This window comes from Thermosyntropha lipolytica DSM 11003, from assembly GCF_900129805.1.
Taxonomy (GTDB): Bacteria; Bacillota; Syntrophomonadia; order Syntrophomonadales; family Syntrophomonadaceae; genus Thermosyntropha; species Thermosyntropha lipolytica.
Genome location: NZ_FQWY01000006.1, coordinates 27000 through 48279 on the forward strand (window position 1 = coordinate 27000; position 21280 = coordinate 48279).

18 protein-coding genes are annotated in these 21280 nt (G+C 40.7%); all 18 read right to left on the reverse strand.

Translation table 11 applies throughout. The features are described from left to right. Positions 1 to 159: 159 nt before the first annotated feature. Complete coding sequence (locus BUB92_RS02440; protein WP_073089547.1) at positions 160 to 2295, reverse strand: polyribonucleotide nucleotidyltransferase; 2136 nt, start codon at positions 2293 to 2295, stop codon at positions 160 to 162. A gap of 49 nt (positions 2296 to 2344) precedes the next feature. Beyond that, entirely contained in the window at positions 2345 to 2614 is a 270-nt protein-coding gene (gene rpsO, locus BUB92_RS02445) for a 30S ribosomal protein S15 (protein ID WP_073089548.1), read from the reverse strand. A gap of 218 nt (positions 2615 to 2832) precedes the next feature. Continuing rightward, positions 2833 to 3762 carry a bifunctional riboflavin kinase/FAD synthetase gene (locus BUB92_RS02450; RefSeq protein WP_073089550.1) on the reverse strand — a complete coding sequence of 310 codons (930 nt, stop codon included), beginning with the start codon at positions 3760 to 3762 and terminating at the stop codon, positions 2833 to 2835. A 31-nt stretch (positions 3763 to 3793) separates the two neighbouring features. After that, positions 3794 to 4681, reverse strand: coding sequence for a tRNA pseudouridine(55) synthase TruB (truB, locus tag BUB92_RS02455; RefSeq protein ID WP_073089552.1), 888 nt, complete (start codon positions 4679 to 4681; stop codon positions 3794 to 3796). After that, a complete protein-coding gene (locus BUB92_RS02460) occupies positions 4681 to 5655 on the reverse strand; it encodes a DHH family phosphoesterase (RefSeq protein ID WP_073089554.1) in 975 nt (324 codons plus the stop codon). Before BUB92_RS02460 ends, truB begins: the two co-directional genes overlap by 1 nt. A gap of 3 nt (positions 5656 to 5658) precedes the next feature. Beyond that, positions 5659 to 6021: a 30S ribosome-binding factor RbfA gene (gene rbfA / locus BUB92_RS02465; protein ID WP_073089556.1), complete on the reverse strand. Its 363-nt coding sequence runs from the start codon at positions 6019 to 6021 to the stop codon at positions 5659 to 5661. A gap of 63 nt (positions 6022 to 6084) precedes the next feature. Beyond that, positions 6085 to 8487, reverse strand: coding sequence for a translation initiation factor IF-2 (infB, locus tag BUB92_RS02470; protein WP_073089558.1), 2403 nt, complete (start codon positions 8485 to 8487; stop codon positions 6085 to 6087). Then, positions 8475 to 8819, reverse strand: coding sequence for a L7Ae/L30e/S12e/Gadd45 family ribosomal protein (locus BUB92_RS02475; RefSeq protein ID WP_073089560.1), 345 nt, complete (start codon positions 8817 to 8819; stop codon positions 8475 to 8477). The genes infB and BUB92_RS02475 overlap by 13 nt, the downstream gene beginning before the upstream one ends. Positions 8820 to 8839: 20 nt before the next feature. Beyond that, positions 8840 to 9115 carry an RNase P modulator RnpM gene (rnpM, locus tag BUB92_RS02480; protein WP_073089561.1) on the reverse strand — a complete coding sequence of 92 codons (276 nt, stop codon included), beginning with the start codon at positions 9113 to 9115 and terminating at the stop codon, positions 8840 to 8842. Then, a complete protein-coding gene (gene nusA / locus BUB92_RS02485; RefSeq protein WP_073089563.1) occupies positions 9102 to 10166 on the reverse strand; it encodes a transcription termination factor NusA in 1065 nt (354 codons plus the stop codon). The genes rnpM and nusA overlap by 14 nt, the downstream gene beginning before the upstream one ends. 15 nt (positions 10167 to 10181) lie before the next feature. Next, a complete protein-coding gene (locus tag BUB92_RS02490; RefSeq protein ID WP_073089565.1) occupies positions 10182 to 10634 on the reverse strand; it encodes a ribosome maturation factor RimP in 453 nt (150 codons plus the stop codon). A gap of 140 nt (positions 10635 to 10774) precedes the next feature. Beyond that, entirely contained in the window at positions 10775 to 14437 is a 3663-nt protein-coding gene (locus BUB92_RS02495) for a PolC-type DNA polymerase III (protein ID WP_084728285.1), read from the reverse strand. A gap of 40 nt (positions 14438 to 14477) precedes the next feature. Beyond that, entirely contained in the window at positions 14478 to 15143 is a 666-nt protein-coding gene (locus tag BUB92_RS02500) for an MgtC/SapB family protein (RefSeq protein WP_073089568.1), read from the reverse strand. Positions 15144 to 15159: 16 nt separating this feature from the next. Continuing rightward, entirely contained in the window at positions 15160 to 16860 is a 1701-nt protein-coding gene (locus BUB92_RS02505) for a proline--tRNA ligase (protein WP_073089570.1), read from the reverse strand. 13 nt (positions 16861 to 16873) lie between these two features. Beyond that, entirely contained in the window at positions 16874 to 17950 is a 1077-nt protein-coding gene (gene ispG, locus BUB92_RS02510) for a flavodoxin-dependent (E)-4-hydroxy-3-methylbut-2-enyl-diphosphate synthase (RefSeq protein ID WP_073089572.1), read from the reverse strand. A 4-nt stretch (positions 17951 to 17954) separates the two neighbouring features. Beyond that, positions 17955 to 18986, reverse strand: coding sequence for an RIP metalloprotease RseP (gene rseP / locus BUB92_RS02515; protein WP_073089574.1), 1032 nt, complete (start codon positions 18984 to 18986; stop codon positions 17955 to 17957). 3 nt (positions 18987 to 18989) lie between these two features. Further along, entirely contained in the window at positions 18990 to 20159 is a 1170-nt protein-coding gene (locus BUB92_RS02520; protein WP_073089576.1) for a 1-deoxy-D-xylulose-5-phosphate reductoisomerase, read from the reverse strand. Then, on the reverse strand, positions 20156 to 21274 hold the full coding sequence (gene ytvI, locus BUB92_RS02525; RefSeq protein WP_073089578.1) for a sporulation integral membrane protein YtvI: 1119 nt from the start codon (positions 21272 to 21274) through the stop codon (positions 20156 to 20158). The genes BUB92_RS02520 and ytvI overlap by 4 nt, the downstream gene beginning before the upstream one ends. Between the last annotated feature and the right edge of the window lie 6 nt (positions 21275 to 21280).

The following is a 21280-nucleotide window of genomic DNA, read 5'->3' on the forward strand; positions in this document are numbered from 1 at the left end:
AGTAGCAAACATAAAACATTTTTTTATAAAATATCGACCACCCCTTAGATTTACTCATAAATTTATATGTACCAAAATTATTTAATATAACCTCATAACCCCAGAAAACACAAATAAACCGAGGTAGCTCGGTTTACTTGGAATTTAACTTATAATTTTTTAATTTTTGTTACTTTTTACATTTTTTAAAACTGCTTTGCGGGATAGATTTATCCTGCCCTGTTTATCTATATCCGTCACTTTTACTAAAATCTGATCACCTATATTTACAACATCAGTAACTTTATTCACTCTTTCCTCAGCCAACTGAGAAATATGAACTAACCCTTCTTTACCCTGGGTACCTAAAACTCCTGGTATTATCTCAACAAAAGCTCCGAAATCCATAATGCGCTTAACCGTACCCAGATAAGTCTTGCCCACTTCTACATCAGCAGTTATAGCTTCAATATAAAACTTGGCTTTTTGACCTGCTTCTTCATCGGCTGCCAGTATGAATAAAGTGCCATCATCTTCAATATCAATTTTACAGCCAGTTTCTGCTATTATGCGATTAATAGTCTTGCCCCCAGGGCCAATGACATCTCGTATCTTATCGGGATCAATCTTCATCCGGATCATGCGCGGAGCATAAGGAGAAAGTTTTTCATTGGGCTTATCAATAGCCTCCAGCATTTTGCTTAAAATATACATGCGTCCTTCTCTAGCCTGGGCTAAAGCTTTTTCAATTATTTCCCGGTTAACTCCCAGTATCTTGATATCCATCTGGATAGCAGTTACACCTTTTTCCGTTCCTGCTACTTTAAAATCCATATCCCCAAGAGCATCTTCTATTCCCTGAATATCACTTAATATGGCAAACTTATCTCCTTCTTTTACCAGTCCCATGGCAATACCAGAAACTGGTGCTTTTATAGGCACCCCGGCATGCATAAGCGAAAGCGTGCTGCCACATACACTGCCCATGGAAGTAGAGCCATTTGATTCTAATACATCAGAAACTACACGAATAGTATAAGGAAATTCCTCCTCACTAGGTATTACAGGCAGAAGCGCTCTTTCCGCTAAAGCTCCATGTCCTATTTCTCTCCTTCCCGGTCCTCGCATAGGCCTGGTCTCTCCTACACTATAAGGCGGGAAATTGTAGTGATGAATATAGCGTTTAGATTCTTCGATTCCTAATCCATCCAATATCTGCTCTTCGCCTAAGGAGCCTAAAGTAGTAACCGAAAGTACCTGGGTTTGTCCCCGGGTAAAAAGGCCTGAACCGTGAGGACGGGGAAGATATCCTACTTCACAGCTTACAGGTCGTATCTCATCTAGTTTGCGGCCATCTACCCGTTCGCCTTCTTCCAGGATCATTTTGCGTACAATTTCTTTTAAAACCTTTTCCAGGATCTCACTTATTACCTTTTCCTGTTCCGGATATATTTCGGCAAAATGTTCCAGAGTAAGTTTGTTAACTTCTTCTACTTTGCTCTCTCGCGCTTTTTTATCCGGATTCTTTACAGCTGCTTCTAATTTAGCTGTGGCAAATTCGCGTACCGCTGCCTCAATTTCGGGATCAGTTTCCTGTAATTTAGGTATCGATTTTTGCGGTTTAATTTCGGCAATGATTTTTTCCTGAAACTCGACTAATTTCTTTATTTCCTCATGGGCAAAGAAAATAGCATCGATTACCTGATCTTCAGGAATTTGATTCATTCCACCTTCTACCATCATTATGGCATCTTTACTGCCGGCTACGGTCATATGCATATCACTTTTTTCCATCTGCTCTACGGTAGGGTTAATAACAAACTTGCCATCTACCCTGCCTACTACTACACCTGCAATAGGGCCATTAAAAGGTATATCAGATATAGATAAAGCAATAGAAGCACCTGTTATAGCCGTAACATCAGGAGCGTTGTCTTTTTCCACAGATAAAACAGTTGCTACTATATGGACATCATTGCGATAACCTTTGGGGAAAAGCGGTCTTATAGGCCTGTCAATAAGTCGGGCACTTAAAGTAGCAAGTTCCGTAGGTTTTCCTTCGCGTTTTATAAAACCTCCCGGAATTTTCCCTACCGCATAAAGCCTCTCTTCATAATCAACAGTTAAAGGGAAGAAATCTATTCCTTCACGCGGTTCTTTGGAAGCAGTAGCCGTGACTAAAACTACGGTTTCGCCATAACGCATGACAACTGCGCCATTTGCCTGTTTGGCTACTTTGCCTATTTCGGCTACCAGCTTTCTTCCTCCTACTTCAGTTTCGAAATACCTTACCAGATAAAATTCCTCCTTTCGCATCAGGTTGGCATTAGTTTTTTATAAAGTTAAAGAGCGGCATTTCCGCTCTTTATCTACGTAGTCCAAGCCTGTTAACAATATTGCGATAGCGTTCAAAATCATTTTCCTTCAGGTAATCTAACAGGGCACGGCGTTTACCTACCATTTTCAAAAGTCCCCGCCGGGAATGAAAATCTTTTTTATTAACCTTCAAGTGCTCATTAAGATAATTGATCCTTTCGGTAAGAATAGCAATCTGTACCTCAGGAGAGCCGGTATCATTTTCATGAATCTGGAATTCCTTGATAATCTGCTGTTTTCTTTCCGGGGTTAAAGCCACTCCTTTTCACCTCCTCCTTTAACTAATCGCCAAATACCAAGAAAAGCGTCGGAGAACTCGCATTTCCTAGTAAATGGTTCTAAGTTATCACTGTCTGACTACCACAAACAGTTTAACCTCAGCAAAGCTTATGCCGCTCTTTACTCCAGGAAAAATCTTTTATACAACAAAGTAAATTTTAGCATAGACCAAACAAAAAGTAAATGTTGCTTCCCAGGTTAAAAAGATACTATCTTTTCGGCCTGTTCGCGATCTCGTTTAAGCTGTTCAATCAATTCTTCTACCCCTCTAAACTTCTTCTCATCCCGTAATTTATCCAAAAAAGATATATTTAATAACTTTCCATATATTAATTCCCTGAAATCTAATAGATGAGCTTCGATAGAAACGGGAAAATGTTCATGAAAAGTAGGCTTATTTCCTATATTCACCATACATTTATATTTTTGCCCATCTACATCAGCAATAGCAGCATAAACACCTTTCCCGGGTATCATTATATCCTCATCTACAGCCAGATTAGCTGTTGGGAAACCTATTTCTCTTCCCCGCTTCTCACCTTCTACTACTCTGCCTTCAACAAACGGATAATAACCTAAAATTTTGCTGGCTCTTTTTATATCTCCCTTGGCCAGCAGTTCTCTTACCAAACTGCTGGAAGCTATCTCTCCATCTACTTCCACCGGTTGAATAATATGGACCTTGAATCCATATAAATCACCCAGGCTTTGCAATAAATCAGGGTTTCCTCTTCCCCGGTAGCCAAAAGAATAATTAAAACCGACAAAAACTTCGCGCGCTTTTATGCGCTCCACAATGACTTTTCTTACAAAATCCTCTGGTTCCCATTTCGAAATTTCTTCGGTAAACGAATTATATATAAGAAGGTCTAATCCCATGTTCGCTAAAAACTCCGCTTTTTTCTGGGCACTTAGCAAAAGCTTGGGTGCTTTAAGAGGATTTATTATTTTCGCAGGATGGGGATCAAAAATAAATGCCGCAGCTATTCCTCCCTCTTCATGTGCTTTTTCAATCATAGTCCTTATCAGCTTCTGATGCCCTACATGCACCCCATCAAAATTTCCCAGGGCTAAATACACTGGTTTATCATATAAAGGCATATTTTGTACTTCTCTTACTATTTCCATGGCAAACCCCTTGTTCTCTTTTTTAAATTTTTTAGATAACCTTTTCCGGCTGCAAAAAATACTCTTTCCCCCTGCGCTGCAGTTTAGCAATGGCCAGGAGAGTATCATCTTTATATAACTTTACCCGGTCGGTTTTAGGTCTGAAATCCCGGCAATTTATGGGATTACCATTTTGTACCACCTTTATATCCTTATCTGCCAAGAGATAATAGGCATCCATAGCGGGCAGAGGATAATCAAGGGGCAAAAGCAAATCCCTTAGTTTTTCCACATCGGTGATATCCTGCAAATAGCAGGCAGATTCTAATTTAAAAACTCCCGATTTTATCCGGACTAAATCAGCCATATAGGCTCCAGTTCCTAAATCAGTTCCTATATCATGACATAAAGTCCTTATATAGGTACCGCGCGAACACTCTACATAGAGTTTTATAACTGGTAAATCCCCTTTTTTATAAATATCTAAAAGCTTTAATTCCTTAATCAAAACCTGCCGACTCTTTCGCTCAACTACTATCCCTTCCCGGGCTAATTCATAAAGCCTTTTTCCTTTATAATGAACAGCTGAATACATAGGGGGTATCTGCTCTATAAATCCTGTGTATTTTTGTAAAATAGCAATAAGTTCATCTTCCTTAAACCAGGTTTTACCAGTATAAGTTATATTTCCCCAGGCATCCTGGGTATCAGAAAATCCGCCTAAAACCATTTCGGTTATATATGCTTTATCCTCATTTTCCAAATAAGGTATTAATTTAGTAGCCTTGCCTAAAGCAACAGGCAAAACACCCCTGGCCATAGGATCAAGAGTTCCCAGGTGCCCTATTTTAGTAGGAGTAGAGAGCGTTTTTTGCAAATAACGAATAACATCAAAAGAAGTCATTCCTGGTTCTTTATTTATGTTTAAAAATCCGTCCATTATTTCACCACTTCTTCTACCATAGCCAAAACCTGAATCTTCACTTCTTCTAAACTTCCTTCCCGCGAAGCCCCGGCTGCTTTTTTATGTCCCCCTCCTCCTATTTTAGAAGCTAGAGCAGCTACATCCACTTCCCCCTTGGAGCGGAAGCCTATTTTCACCATTCCCGGGCTTATCTCGCGAAATAAAATACCGACCTCTACCCCTTTTATCATGTGCGTATAATTTATTATCCCTTCGGGATGAAGTCCTAACGCTCCTATACTTTCAACATCTTTATAAGATAAAGTCATCCAGGCTATTTTACCATGGGAGCTGAATTCCAGACTTTGCAGCGCTTTAGAAAGGAGCAAAATCTCTTTTTTATCTTTAGATTCCCAAAGATTAATCCGCAGTTTATCCAGATCTACCCCTTTTTCCAAAAGGTGGGCAGCAATGCGCAAGGTGCTGCTCCGGGTATTGCTGTATTGAAAACTTCCCGTATCCATAAGCATACCGGTATATAAAGCTTCAGCTATCCCGGAGTCTATATCAACTCCCATATAGTCCAAGATATTATAAACGATCTCGGCGGTGGAGGAAGCAGTCGGGTCAACATAGTTATAATGGGCAAAAAAGTCGTTGGTAGCATGATGGTCAATATTAAAAGTATATTTAGGTGAACTAAAGCTAGCAAGAATCGATCCTCCAGCCCTTTCTCGGTCTGAACAATCTAAAAATATCAGGTTATAATCTTTACCTTCCGGGGTGGCCGATGATTTTACGGTATGGACAGCAGCTAAAAAATGGTACAGATCAGGAACCCCATCTTCCAGTACCATTGCTGCTTTTTTGCCTAAGGACGTTAATCCCAGATAGAGTCCCAATAGAGAACCTACGCAATCCCCATCCGGAATAATATGACCTATTATATAATAATTATCTTCTGCTCGGAGTTTCTCTCCTATTTCTCTGAGGGTGCACCTTTCCGGCATAAATCATTCCTGCCTTTTTTCTTCTTTATTCAATTCTTCTAATATAGAAGCTATTTTTATTCCATGTTCAATAGATTTGTCTAAACGAAGATCAATCTCAGGCGCATGCCTTAACTGTATTTCTTCAGCCAGCCTGCTCCTTATAAATCCTTTTGCCTTCTGAATAATCCTCATGGTTTCTTCCTGTTTGGCTTCATCGCCTAAAATGCTGATATTTATCCGGGCATGACTTAAATCACTGGTTAAGTCAACCCTGGTTACGGATATGCCGGTAAAATCGATACGCGGATCTTTAAGCTCCTTTATTATCATAGAAACCGTACGCTTAATCTCTTCAGCCAAACGTTCCTGCCTGCGTCTGCTCATAAAAATCCCCCTAATCATAAAAGAATAAAGCATGAGGGCAATAAATGCCCTCTTCACTTCCTCTTAAAGCTGTCTAGGTACTTCTTCTAAAGTATAAGCTTCAATAATATCATTTACCTTTATATCATTGAAATCCTTTATACCTATACCACATTCATAGTTTTCTGCTACTTCTCTTACATCATCCTTAAACCTTTTTAAAGAAGAAATAACCCCTTCATAAACTACTACCCCATCTCTTAAAACCCTGACATTAGCATTTCTCTGGATTTTGCCTTCTACTACATAGCAGCCAGCCACAATTCCTACATTAGGCACACGGAAAGTAGCTCTGACTTCGGCACGTCCCAAATATTTCTCCCGATATTCCGGCTCCAAAAGGCCAGCCATAGCCTTTTTTACATCATCAATCACTTCATATATTACCCGGTAAAGGCGAACATCTATGCCTTCTTCTTCCGCATGTTTACGGGCCTTACTTTCAGGTCTTACATTAAAACCTATTATTATCGCATTGGAAGCAGAAGCCAGCATAACATCAGTTTCCGAAATGGCTCCTACAGCAGCATGGATGACATTAACTTTGACTTCATCTGTCGATAACCTTTGCAGTGATTGCGACAAAGCTTCTATCGATCCCTGTACATCGCCTTTGATGATAACATTCAGTTCTTTTACCTCAGCATCCTGCATATGCTTGAAAAATTCATCTAATGATACCCGGCTGCTCTTTTTCTGCTCTTCCAGCTTCTTTTCATTAAGCCTTAGTTCTACTATCTGTTTAGCAATCTTTTCATCACAGGCAATTACTTTTCCTCCTGCTTCTGGTACATCTGACCAGCCCATAACTTCAACCGGCATAGAAGGCAAGGCTTTTTCTACCCGGCGGCCTTTATCATCCATCATAGCTCTTACTTTACACATATTGCTGCCACATACCAAACAATCTCCTACATGTAAAGTACCTTTCTGTACCAGTACCGTAGCCACCGGCCCCCGGCCTTTATCCAGCTTGCTTTCTATGACCACACCTTCAGCCGGGCGATCAGGATTAGCTTTTAATTCCTGCATTTCGGCTACCAGCAATATCATTTCCAGAAGATTATCTATTCCCTGTCCCGTCTTGGCAGAAACAGGAACAAATATAGTATCTCCACCCCATTCTTCAGGTACTATATTGTACTCGGTAAGCTGCTGCATAACCCTTTCGGGATTAGCCTCCGGCTTATCAATCTTATTTACCGCTACAATAAAAGGAACACCTGCGGCCCGGATATGATTTATAGCCTCCACGGTCTGAGGCATTACCCCATCATCAGCAGCTACCACCAAAACTACTATATCAGTAACATTAGCTCCTCTAGCCCGCATGGCCGTAAATGCTTCATGGCCTGGCGTATCAATAAAAGTGATTTTGCTGTCATTTATGTTAACCTGATAAGCACCTATATGCTGGGTAATACCTCCTGCTTCTCCCAGAGCAACATTTGATTTTCTTATCCTATCCAGAAGAGAAGTCTTACCATGGTCAACATGACCCATAACCGTTACTACCGGAGGCCTGGGTTTAAGTTGACTTTCATCATCAACTATTTCCTGCAAAAGTTTTTCTTCTTCCGGTATTTCACGCTGTACTTTTACTTCATATAAGCTGGCGACAATCTCAGCCGTATCAAAATCGATAACCTGATTTATAGAAGCCATGGTTCCTAGTTCCATAAGCTTTTTAACAATTTCGGCCGGAGTTTTATTTAATTTTTCCGCCAGTTCCCTTACAGTTATATTATCTTCAATAGTTATAATTTCCGGAGTAGGTTTGTTATCATCCTCTTTTTTCTTTTTATGCTTAGACTTCTTCTGGGGACGACTATAATCTTTACGCACTTCTACTTTAGTTTCATCTTTTTTGAACTTGGTAGGCTTTATCTTTACTATTTTTCCCCCAATTTTTTCTTCATCCACAATTTTATCACTATAATCAATTATTTCTACACTATCAGATTTTATCAAATCTCTATCTCCCAATCTTTTCTCCGGTTTTTTATTTCTCTCTTTCATATTATTCCCTTTGCCATCGCGTTTCGGTTTCATATTATTCTGTTTATTCTGTCCAGCAACACCGCTCTTTTCCCGGTTATCTTCTTGCGCGCTTAAAGGGACATTTGGGGCCGAAGCAGAGGGGAAAACATCTCGCTTACCTTTTTTCTCATAAGATGTGTGAGGTTGTTCAGGCCTATCATCAGGTCTTATTCTATTCTCCACAGAAACATCATTATTTTCTCCTTCCGGGATTTGAGTTTTGTCTTCAACCGGCTTAAGCTGTTTTTTTACCCAAATCACCTGAGAATCTTCCATCGTGCTCATATGATTTTTAACATCAATTCCCATATCCTGCAATATATTAACCATTTCCTTGCTTGATAAACCTAATTCTTTTGCCAGCTCATGCACTCTTATTTTGGCCATTCAAACACCCCCATACTATTTGCTTCGTCTCCCATCCCTTTGGCCACTTGCAAAATTTTCTCTGCCATCTTGCGGTCATTTATAGTTATCGCTACACGATAAGCTTTACCCACACAATTTCCTAGCTCATACTTATTGCCCAGGAAAACAAAAGGTATACCTTTTTTTTCACATAAAGAAACCAGAGTTTCTTTATTATTGGCAGCTATATCATTGCTCATCACCAGCAAACAAGCTTTACGCCTTATTATACTGGATTTAGCTGCCATTACGCCTGATGAGACCTTACCTGCTCTTTGCGCTAAACCTATTATATTATAAACCTTCTGCAATGTATCACACACCTTAAAAACTATAACTCTATCTCCGCAATCTTTTTTTGCAGAGAAGAGATGACTTCATCGGGAATATCATGTTCCAAAGCTTTCTGCAGCCTTTTCCCTTTTATTGCCTGGTTTAAACATTCCAAACGCGGGCAAATATAAGCCCCTCTACCTGATTTCTTACCCGTAGGATCAACTGCAATCTCGCCTTCAGGGGTTCTTACTACCCTTATTAAATCCCTTTTATTCTTCATTTCCCGGCAACCTACACACATTCTCTGTGGAAGCTTTTTAGTCCTCACCATCGTTCCCCTCAGACTCCTTATCTATTTGGCTTTCACTTTTAATATCGATTTTAAAACTAGTTAACTTGGCAGCTAACCTTACATTTTGCCCCTCTTTACCGATGGCCAATGAAAGCTGGTTATCGGGAACTATTACCCGGGCCCATTTTTCTGCCTTATTTACCGAAACAGAAATTACCCGGGCTGGGCTTAAGGCATTAGCAATATATTCAGCCGGATCAGAAGAGTATTTTATAATATCAATTTTTTCGCCATTCAGTTCATTTACTACATTCTGCACCCTTAAGCCTTTAGGCCCCACACAGGAACCTACGGCATCTACTTTGTCATCAAGTGAATACACCGCTATTTTAGATCTAAAACCTGCTTCGCGCGCAATAGACTTAATTTCTACTATACCATCGTAAATTTCTGGTACCTCCAGTTCAAAAAGACGACGCAAAAAATAAGGATGCGTTCGGGAAACAAATATATTCGGTCCTTTAGGACTGTTCTTGACTTCATAAATATAGGCCTTTACCCTCTGGCCTAACTCATATTTTTCTGTCGGCATCTGGTCAGGAGGAAGCATTATTCCTTCGGTTCTACCTAATCCTATAAATAAGGTTTTATTTTCGATACGTTCAATAATTCCGGTTACTATTTCCCCTTCCCTTTCTAAAAACTCTTCATAAATTATGCTCCGTTCAGCTTCCCTTAGCTTCTGTATTACTACTTGCTTGGCCGTTTGCGCAGCAATACGTCCAAAATTGGAGGGGGTAGCTTCCACATAAACCATATCCCCTAGCTTACAGTTAGGATAAAGTTCTCTGGCTTCTTCCAGGGATATCTCCAGGCGGTAATCTTTTACATTTTCTACAATAGTTTTCTGAGAAAAAACCTTAACTTCACCTGTTTCTTCATTAAATTGTACACTTACATTTTGCGCCGTACCAAAATTTTTTTTATAGGCCGTATTCAGTGCCGTTTTAATAGCATCGATAAGCGCAGATTTGGGAATCCCTCGTTCTCTTTCTATCTCATGCAATGCCTGAATCAACTCACTAGACATTGTTTTTCCTCCTCATCAAATATCTGGATATAACCTTACGGTCAATGTCATTTCCCAGGGGATTTCAACTACCTCTTCATCAACTAATAATTCTATCTTTTCTTCATCTACACCATACAATATTCCCGTAATGTTTTTAAAGGAAGGATAATCTTTTTTCATTTTGATTTTTACTTTGCGACCGATAAACCTCTCAGGCGATTTATCTTTTTTAATTATCCTGTCTAACCCGGGGGAAGACACTTCCAAATGGTCATAAAAAATGTCTTCTTCATCTATTATATCTTTGATAGCCCTGGTAGCTCGCGTGCAGGTATCAATATCTACCCCTTGTGGGGTATCAATAAAAATTCTTAATATCTGCTCCTTATTTTCTTTCCGATACTGGATGTCAACTAACTCTATATTGATACTGCTTAATATAGGCGCGATCAGGGCTTCAATTTCCTGCACCGCAACTTTTGGCATTAAACTACCCCCTGCCAAATGAATATTTACAATAGAAAAAGTGGGCACGAACCCACCTTTTCTCCAAGCCATATTACTTCGCTTATTTAGAGTATAACACAACAACGCAAATTTATTCAAGTAAATACAAATATAAGTTTTTAAGCAAAAAGCGTCATTTGACTGCTTTCTGGCATACCTTTAAAACATCCATGCTGTTTTAAAATTTCCATAGCTGTTTTATTAAGTTTGGTTCTAAGCTGGAAATCCTCTATAGATATAAACTTTCCTTCTTTTCTGGCTTCTAAGACACCCTGGGCTGCAGCTTCTCCTACATTGGGAAGAGCTGAAAACGGAAGTATGAGGCCATCTTTATAAACTTTAAATTTAGAAGCATCGGAAACATATATATCTACCGGATAAAACTTTATCCCCCGGGCATAAGCTTCCATAGCTAATTCTAAAACCGGCAGCAATTTCTTATCTTTCTGGGAAGCGGCATTGCCCATCCTTTCAATTTCCTCAATCCTCCTTCTTACGGCATCATAACCTTTAAGAATCGTATCGGCTTCAAAATCTTCAGCTCTGATGCTAAAAAAGCTGGCATAAAATTCCTTGGGATAATAAACTTTAAAATAGGCAATACGAAAAGCCATAGTTACATAAGCTACCGCATGGGCCTTGGGAAACATATATTTTATCTTTTTGCATGACTCAATATACCATTCGGGTACCCCATGCTGTCTCATCAGCTCTTCATCTTCCGGATTTAACCCTTTTCCTTTACGCACCTGTTCCATTATCTTAAAGGCTCTCTTTTTATCCAGACCTTTGTAAATGAGAAAAACCATAATGTCATCGCGCGTACATATTACTTCACTTAAAGTGGCTATACCCTTCTGAATAAGATCCTGGGCATTATTAAGCCAAACATCGGTACCGTGCGAAAGCCCACTTATGCGTACCAGCTCGGAAAAACTAGTGGGCCTGGTCTCTTCCAGCATTTGCCTTACAAAACGGGTACCAAACTCCGGTATCCCAAAAGTTCCCACCTTAGAACCTATATCTTCCGGCTTTATTCCTAAAGGCTCCACACTGGAAAATATGCGCATAGTCTCTTTTTCACTAAGGCTTATACTGCGCGCATTAACTCCTGTTAATTCTTCTAACTCCCGAATAACCGTAGGATCATCATGCCCCAGTATGTCAAGTTTTACCAATTGAGCATCAATAGCATGATAATCAAAATGAGTAGTTATAACCCCTGCTTCCTGATTATCGGCAGGATACTGAATGGGAGTAAATTCAAAAATACTCTTGTCATGAGGAACAACAATCATTCCCCCGGGATGCTGCCCGGTTGTTCGCTTAACTCCAGTTATGCCTCTAGCTAGGCGAAGTATCTCCGAATTTTTTAAAAAAATGTCATTATCTTCGGCATATTTTTTGACAAAACCATAGGCAGTTTTTTCCGCAATAGTTGAAATAGTACCAGCCCGGAAAACATTTTCCTTGCCAAAAATTTCTTCTACATATTGATGAGCCCGGCTCTGATAATCACCGGAAAAGTTCAAATCAATATCAGGTACCTTATCACCTTCAAAACCTAAAAAAGTTTCAAAAGGTATATCAAATCCATTCTTACTCAGCTCTTCCCCACAACGGGGACATAATTTATCTTCCAAATCAGCTCCACAACCTACGGAACCATCAGCAATAAACTCACTGTATTTACATTGCGGACAAAGATAGTGCGGCGGCAGGGGATTAACTTCTGTTATGCCGCAAAAATAAGCTACCAGCGAAGACCCTACTGATCCTCTTGACCCTACCAGATAACCATCTTCATTAGATTTCTTAACTAATTTGTGAGCAATAAGATAAAGCACACTAAAACCATTATTGATAATCGCATCCAGCTCTCTCTTTATCCTCTCTTCCACCATGGGCGGCATATTTTCGCCATACTTATCCCTGGCCACATTCCAGGTTAAATTAATAATCTCCTGTTCAGCACCTTCAATCTTCGGCGGATAAAAGCCATCCAAAACCGGTTTCACATCTTCTACCATCCCGGCAACCTTATGGGTATTATAAATAACTACTTCTTTAGCTTCTTCTTCTCCTAAATAACTAAATTCTTCCAGCATCTCTTCCGTAGTTTTAAAGTAGAGAGGAGCCTGGGCCTCGGCATCAGCATATCCCTGTCCTGCCTGAATAATGCGGCGGAAAACCTCGTCTTCGGGATCTAAGAAATGAACATCTCCGGTAGCCACCACCGGTTTTCCCAACCTTTTTCCCAATTCGTAAATAAAACGGTTAATCTCTTTTATTCTCTCCTCATTTTCTACCCAGCCATTTTTTATCATAAATTCATTGTTTTTTAGAGGCTGGATTTCAAAATAATCGTAAAATGATGCTATCTCTAAAATCTTATCTTCACTTGCCCCATTGCGGACAGCGGTAAAAAGTTCCCCCGCCTCACAGGCAGTTCCTACCAGTATCCCTTCCCGATGGGCTATAAGATCTGCACGCAGGATTTTAGGTTTGCGATAAAAATTTTCCAGATAAGATTTGCTGACCAGTTTATATATGTTCTTTATTCCGGTACGATTACAAGCGAGAAGCACTATATGATAAGGCTTTTCTTTCTTGTCATTTTCCACCAGATAGCCTTCTACCCCATAAATAAGCTTGATTTTATGTTTTTCGGCGGCATGCCAGGCTTCCGGATAAGCCTGAACACATCCATGATCAGTAATGGCAATAGCCGCATGCCCCCAGGAAGCAGCCCTAGCCACCAGCTCCGAAGCCTCTACCAGCCCATCCATAGCACTCATCTTGGTATGAGCATGGAGTTCAATTCTTTTTTCCTGACAGCAGTCCCTCCGCCTTTGGGGCTCTATCTTCTGATAACCTTCCAGAAAAAGCACCAGTTCACGGGCAAAGTTATCATAGCGCACCCCGCCACATGCCTTTATCCAATCACCAGTATTTATCTCATCTTCCTCTAAATCATCCACAAAATATTTGATCAATATAGTGTCTGTATGGTCAGTAAGCCAGTAGGTAACCACATAACGCCCATCCCGCAGCGAGGTTACCTCTTTATTCCATATTTCTCCCTGTACTACCGCTCTTTTTAAGCCTTCTTCCAGTTCACACACCTTTATCACATTATCAGTTTCCAAAAGATTATTCTTTTTCTTTAATCTTCGTCCTCTTGGCTTTTCTTTATTAGTAAAAGCTGCTTCCTTTAGCGCAGGGGAAGGGTTGAAGTCCAGTATTTCTACTTCCCCAGCGGTAAAAACTTTGTCCGGCAAAGAGGAAATGTTCTTGCTATTATGGGTAAATATTACCCGTACCAGCAGGCGCAAAAGATAATGATGCCAAAACCAGGCCGACAATCGGTTTAAAACCTGATTCTTAATTATATAATCGTAAACCTTTTCCTCTTCCACTACCAGGTCAATGCGACCTTCCTCCACCTGCCAGCTGATCCGGTTATAAAAGTCAGTACCAGCAAAAAAATCCTGTTCTAATTCCCGGGCTCTGAATGCCAGAATATTTTTTACATTCTTTTCAAAATAGTTTAGATAAGGAATAATTTGTATATTGTCTAAAAAGGGGAATACTTTACGGTTAAGCTGGCTGGCCGTTTCATTTATTATCTCTGCTGTCAGGGGCTTATTTATATTTACATGTAAACGCCAAAGCCGGTTTTTATGACAAACCTCCAGCCTTGAGATTACTGCCCCTTCCCACAGTTTGGCATAACGCCTATCCAGGTTATCAGCCAGAAACTGGTCAAACCTTCGGTTCATTATCCTCTTCCCCTTTAGCAGATATAAAACCCTAATATTATCAGTTAAGCCTGTCTACACTCTTTATTCCTCTAGCCCCAGCAAGCTCTTCCATTACTTCACCAATGGTTACACTGCCCGGTAAACTTAAAAGGAGCTCTATTTCCAATTCGTCATCTTTTTCCATACGGTTTAGCTGAATATTTTTTATGGAAACCCCCATTTCTCCCAGTATAGAACCTATTATCCCTACCTGCCCGGGCCGGTCTTCAACTACCAGTACCAGGCCTTTATATTCACGAAGTCCGGTAAACCTCTGTTCGAACCTCACAAAATATATTAATACAAACAAGATAAGCAAAGTAGTAGCAACAGCCGGTAAATAAAGCCCTGCTCCTACAGCCAGCCCAATACAGGCTACCACCCATAGACCGGCCGCCGTAGTCAGTCCTCTAACCGTCGCTCCTTCCCTCATTATGGTGCCAGCTCCCAGAAAACCTATCCCGCTTACTACCTGGGCCGCAATCCTTCCAGGATCTGCATTTACCGTATGATAGTAAGCATAATACATATCCAGGGAAACAATCATGGCTAAAGCCGAACCTACACAGACCAGGGTGTAAGTCCTAAGTCCAGCCGGACGGTTTAAACTTTCCCTCTCCAGGCCTATTAATCCGCCCAGGATACAGGCTAAAGTAAGTTTAAAAACAATTTCATAGCTAGACATTTCCCTTCACTTCCCGCTAAATATTCAAAAAATCTTTTACTTTAGCCAAAACCTCGGAAACAGCAACTAGTTCTGCATCTTTTTCCCATCTTTTCTTTATTTCTACCTTATTTTCCTTCAGCGATTTGGAACCAATAGTAATCCTTACCGGAATACCGATGAGATCAGCATCTTTGAATTTTACCCCGGCTCTCTCATCCCGGTCATCTAGTATAACTTCTATACCAGCAGCAAGCAAAGTCTTATATATTTCTTCTGCCACCACCCGCAGTTCAGCATCCTTAATGTTTACGGGAACAATTATCACCTGGTAAGGGGCAATAGGAACTGGCCATATGATGCCATCTTCATCATGATTCTGCTCTACCGCAGCTGCCATAGTACGCGAAACCCCTATGCCATAACACCCCATGATAAAAGGTTTTTCCTTGCCATCCTGGTCTAAAAAAGTAGCTCCCATGGCTTCAGAGTATTTGGTTCCCAGTTTAAATATATGTCCTACCTCAATCCCGCGCTGAACCTCAAGCTCTTTTCCACAAACCGGGCATTTATCCCCTTTAACGGCATTGCGTAAATCAGCAACTGCTTCCGGAACAAAATCCCGCCCCATATTTACATTTATAAGATGGAATCCATCTTCATTAGCACCACATACAAAATTGCGCATACGGGCAACCTCCAGATCTGCATATACCTTGCAAGGAAGTCCTACCGGTCCTAAAGAGCCAAATCCCGCCGCACAAATTTTTCTGACTTCATTTTCCTCAGCCATGGCCAGGTGAGTACAATGGAGGAAATTCTTAAGTTTAGTTTCATTTAACTCCCGGTCTCCTCTTATTACTACGGCAATAATTTCCCCGTCCGCTTTATACAGCAAAGTCTTTACATGTCTGGATGCCGGCAGTCCCAGGAATCTGGCCACTTCTTCAATAGTCTTTTGTCCTGGTGTGGCTATCTTTTCCAGGTCTAGCAAGGGTGAAGTATCTTCCTCTTTCGGGGCTAAACAGCTTGCTTTTTCTACATTAGCCGCATAATCACAGTTATCACAAAATACTATTTCTGACTCTCCCGTATCAGCCAGAACTACAAACTCATGGCTCTCGCTGCCGCCGATAGCTCCACTATCAGCTTCCACCACGCGATATTTAAGATTTAAGCGGTCAAAAACCCTTTTATAAGCTTCATACATCTTGTTATATGAAACATCCAAGCCTTCATAATCAGCATCAAAAGAATATAAATCTTTCATTATAAACTCCCTGCCCCGCATCAAGCCAAAACGAGGGCGGATCTCATCACGGTATTTATTCTGAATCTGATACAACATAAGGGGCAAATCACGATAAGAATGTACATCTGCATTTACCAGGCTGGTAATAAGTTCTTCATGGGTGGGCCCTAAGGCAAAATCACGGTTATGTCTGTCTTTCAGTCTGAACATTTCTTCCCCATATACAGCCCAGCGCCCTGACTGTTCCCAAAGTTCACGCGGCTGAATAATCGGCATAAGCAGTTCCTGAGCGCCTGCCCTATCCATCTCTTCTCTTATGATATTCATAATTTTTCTTAAAACCCGCTGGGCTAAAGGCATATATGTATAAACCCCAGCCGTAGTCTTACGGATAAAACCTGCTCTTAAAAGCAGCTGATGGCTTACCACTTCTGCCTCACTGGGGACTTCGCGCAAAGTTGGACAAAAAAGCTCTGAATACTTCAATTTCCATACCTCCTTAAAGATCATTGATGCAAGAATTGTCGTCCAGCATGGCATAAATATGCTGCATCAGTTCGGCAGCCATTTCTTCCTCACGCACTTTTTTTACTATCTTGCCTTTTTTAAAAAGCAAACCATAACCTTTTCCTCCTGCTACTCCTATGTCGGCTTCTTTCGCTTCCCCGGGACCGTTTACCACACAGCCCATAACTGCTACTTTCAAAGGCTTGTCTATACTGCGCAGTCTGTAATCTATCTCTTCAGCAATTTTAAGTAAATCTATTTCACACCGGCCACAGGTAGGACAGGAAATAAGTTCTGCTCCCCGGTTCCTGAGCTCTAAGCTGCGCAAGATTTCATAAGCTGCCCATACCTCATCTACCGGATCAGAAGTCAAAGAAACCCTTATCGTATCTCCAATACCTTCATGCAGTAATATCCCTATTCCCAGAGCTGACTTTATAAGCCCTCTATCCTTGGTTCCCGCCTCCGTTATCCCCAGATGTAGAGGATAATCAACTAAATCTGCCAGCAACCGGTAAGCCTCTACGGTCAAATTTACACTGGACGCTTTCAGGGATACTTTTATATCCTGAAAATCCATATCCTCCAAAATCTTTATACTGTTCATTGCACTTTCTACCATAGCCTGCGGAGTTATCCCGCCGTATTTTTCCAGCACACCTTTTTCCAGTGATCCGGCATTAACTCCAATCCTTATCGGTATTCCTTTTTCCCGGCAAACTTTCACTACTTCGCGTACCCTTTTTATATCCCCTATGTTTCCCGGATTGATGCGCAGTCCATCAGCCCCGGCTTCTACACTTTTTAGAGCCAGCCGGTAATTAAAATGAATATCAGCCACCAGAGGAATAGAAATCTGCTTTTTTATCTCCGCAATAGCTCGGGCTGCTTCTTCATCTACTACCGCCACCCTTACTATCTCACATCCCGCTTTTTCTAACGCCTGAATCTGTTTTATCGTTGCCTGTATATCCCGGGTGTCGGTATTAGTCATAGACTGAACTACAACCGGATTATCCCCTCCAACTTTAACCGATCCGATATTTATTACCCTCGATTGGCGCCGCATGATATCATCCTTTTATAAGTTTTACTATATCATTATAAGTTACAATTATTATCAAAAGCATAAGAAAAATAAATCCCAGCCAGTGAATAAAGCCTTCCTTATCAGGCTCGATAGGTTTTCCCCTTACCAATTCAACCAGGGCAAAGACAATCCGGCTCCCATCCAGGGCCGGAATGGGGAGTAGGTTTAATATCCCTAAATTTATACTTAAAAAGGCGGTAAAACTTAAGAGAAATACTGTCCCTACCTGCGCTGCTTCCCCCACCAGTTTCGTAATACCTACTGGGCCTGCCAGATCAGCAGCCGAAGCTCCTCCCGTAATCATAAGCCATAAACCGGAAAGCAAAAGAACGGTAAGCTGATAAGTTTGTTTAAGCCCAATAGCTATAGAATCTATAATATTCTGCTTAGTATAAGTAATTTTATTCATAACCCCTATTATGGGTACTCCACTGCTCTCATTCCTAATCGGTTTTACCTTTACCGTTATAAATTTTTCTCCTCTCTGTACCAGCAATTCTACATAATCTCCTTCGGGAGTAGCAGCTATTTTGCGGGTAAATTCTTCCCAGGTGTTTATTTTTTCTCCATTCACTTCAACTATGCGGTCATCAGCTCTCAGCCCTGCTTCATAAGCTGGTTTTCCGGCTATTACTTTCCCTAAAACCGGCTCATCAGAAGCATGAGGTATGCCGATAAAAGTATAAATATATACAAATATAAGAACTGCCAGTATAAAATTCATAAAAGGCCCGGCAAAAGCTACACTCATCTTCTCCCCGGGAGTACGGCTACTAAAACCATTAGGGTCGCTGTGGTCCCCCGGCTCTTCTCCGGCCATGCGTACAAAGCCTCCGAGAGGAATAAGCCTTAATGAGTACTCTACTCCATCCTTATTAAAAGAAAAAAGCTTATATCCAAATCCTAAACTAAATTCATATACAGGTATGCCAATCCTGCGCGCAACGATAAAATGTCCCCATTCATGCACCAGGATCAAAACAGCAATAATAATCAAAGTAGTTATAATTGTCACTTTTCAATTAGCCTCCTTGAGAACTAAATATTCAGCTTCTTTACGGGCCCAGGCATCGATAGCCAAAATATCGTCCAGAGTCGGCTTTACCAGGGGTGTATGTTTTTGCATGACTTTTTCCACAATAGCAGGTATGGCCAGAAAGCTTATTTGCCGCCTGATAAATGCCCCTACGGCAACCTCATTAGCCCCATTTAAAACGGCCGGCATACTGCCTCCGGTTTTCCCTGCCTGGTAAGCTAAATCCAGAGCCGGAAATTTTACCCGATCTGGCTTGGCAAAATGCAAAGCTTTAAGGGCAAAAAAGTCTAAAGGAGATGCTAAGGAAACCAGCCTCTCGGGATAGGTCAGGGCATACTGAATAGGTATGCGCATATCAGGAACCCCTAAATGAGCGATAAAGGAGCCATCTACTAATTCAACCAGGGAATGGATTATGCTCTCCGGATGAACTAATACTTCAATTCTATCATAATCCACCCCAAAAAGGTGATGAGCTTCAATAACCTCCAGCCCCTTATTCATCAGGGTAGCCGAATCAACAGTAATTTTAGGCCCCATTTTCCAGTTGGGATGTTTTAAAGCCATATCAACTGTTACCCTGGCCAAATCCTGCAGGCTAAACTCACGAAAAGGTCCTCCAGAAGCAGTAAGCCAGATCTTTTTTAAATTTTTTTCCTCTCCTTTAAGGCACTGAAAAATCGCCGAATGTTCACTATCTACGGGAATAATCTGTACTGATCTTGCCCTAGCTTCTTGCATCACAATATCACCGGCTACCACCAGGGTTTCTTTGTTGGCAAGGCCAATCCTTTTTCCCGCCCTTATAGCTGCTAAAGTCGGTTTTATTCCTACCGCACCACTTACGGCTATCAGAACAAAATCTACTTCTTCTAAAGAGGCTAGTTCACACATACCTTCTATACCCGCTTTTACTTCAACCCCTGCCGGGCAAAAATCCTTCAATTGCCTGTAGGTATAATCATCGTCTACCGCTACTATCTTAGGTTTATACCTTATAATCTGTCTTTTCAGCTCATCAACCTCATCTTTGGCTGCTAAAGCCACTATCTTAAATCTTTCCGGGTATTTATCAACTACCTCCAGTGTCTGCCGCCCGATAGAACCGGTAGAGCCTAAAAGCACCAAATTTATGGTATCATTATCTCTCATGAAGTTGGCCTCCATTTAATATTATCAAAAACCCCTGCTTTGTAAGCCGCAATTATCACTACCATCAAAACCGGTCCCAAAACCATGCCAGTTACCCCACCTAACTTCAAACCCACATAGAGAGAAAATAAAGTAGCCAGCGGATGTAGCCCCAGATTGTCACCTACTATTTTAGGTTCTAAAAACTGCCTTACAGCGGAAATAAGAGTATATAATATTAAAATCCCTACTGCCAATCTGCTATTGCCAGTAATGAAAAGCCATATTGCCCAAGGGATGAAAAAAATTCCCGGTCCCAATACAGGTAAAATATCTAAAAGCCCTACAATTATCCCTATTGTAATTATATACTTTACCCCTAAAATTTTAAGTCCTATCATAGTTACAAGGGCAGTTATAGATACCAAAATACTGTAAGCTTTAAAAAAACCAGTTAGAGCACTAAAAAGCTGAGCGGCTACATTTCTTGTTGGTGATTGAGCCTGCACAGGAATGAACTTAAAAAAGAAAACCCGTATCAGAGCTCTATCCTTAATTATGAAATAGGTAGCCACCATGGCGATTATTAAAAAAATAAACAGCTCGGGAAGTAAGGCCAGGATTTTTATTAAAAAATTAGCACTCTGCCCCATCAGGTCTTCTAAACCTTTTAAACTGTTTTGCAAATTCTGCTGTATAGAGTTTTGCAGTTCCGGAGGGATGTTTAGCCTTAAATACCACAGCTTTATATCACTCAAGGCATTAACCACATTGGACGTTATATGATCAGAATAGCCAGCAAGTTCCGGCAACATACCGGAAATTTCCCTTACAATTTTAGCAATCAATAAAGAAATTATACATATAGACCCACCTACAACTAACAGCAAACTAACTATAACCGCGATACTTCTTTTAAAACAAAATCTCTTCTCAAAAATATTTACCAGCGGTTCAATTACTACAGCTAGTATAATAGCAATTATAAAAGGCATAAATAGAGCAGGAATATAAGAAAGCAGCTTTCCCAGTATGGGAAATACATAAATAAAAAGCAAATAAAAAGCAATCAGTCCCATAACCAGGATAGCCAGTTTAGTCAAAATTTTCAAATACCTCAAAAGTTCAGGTTCCAAACATAT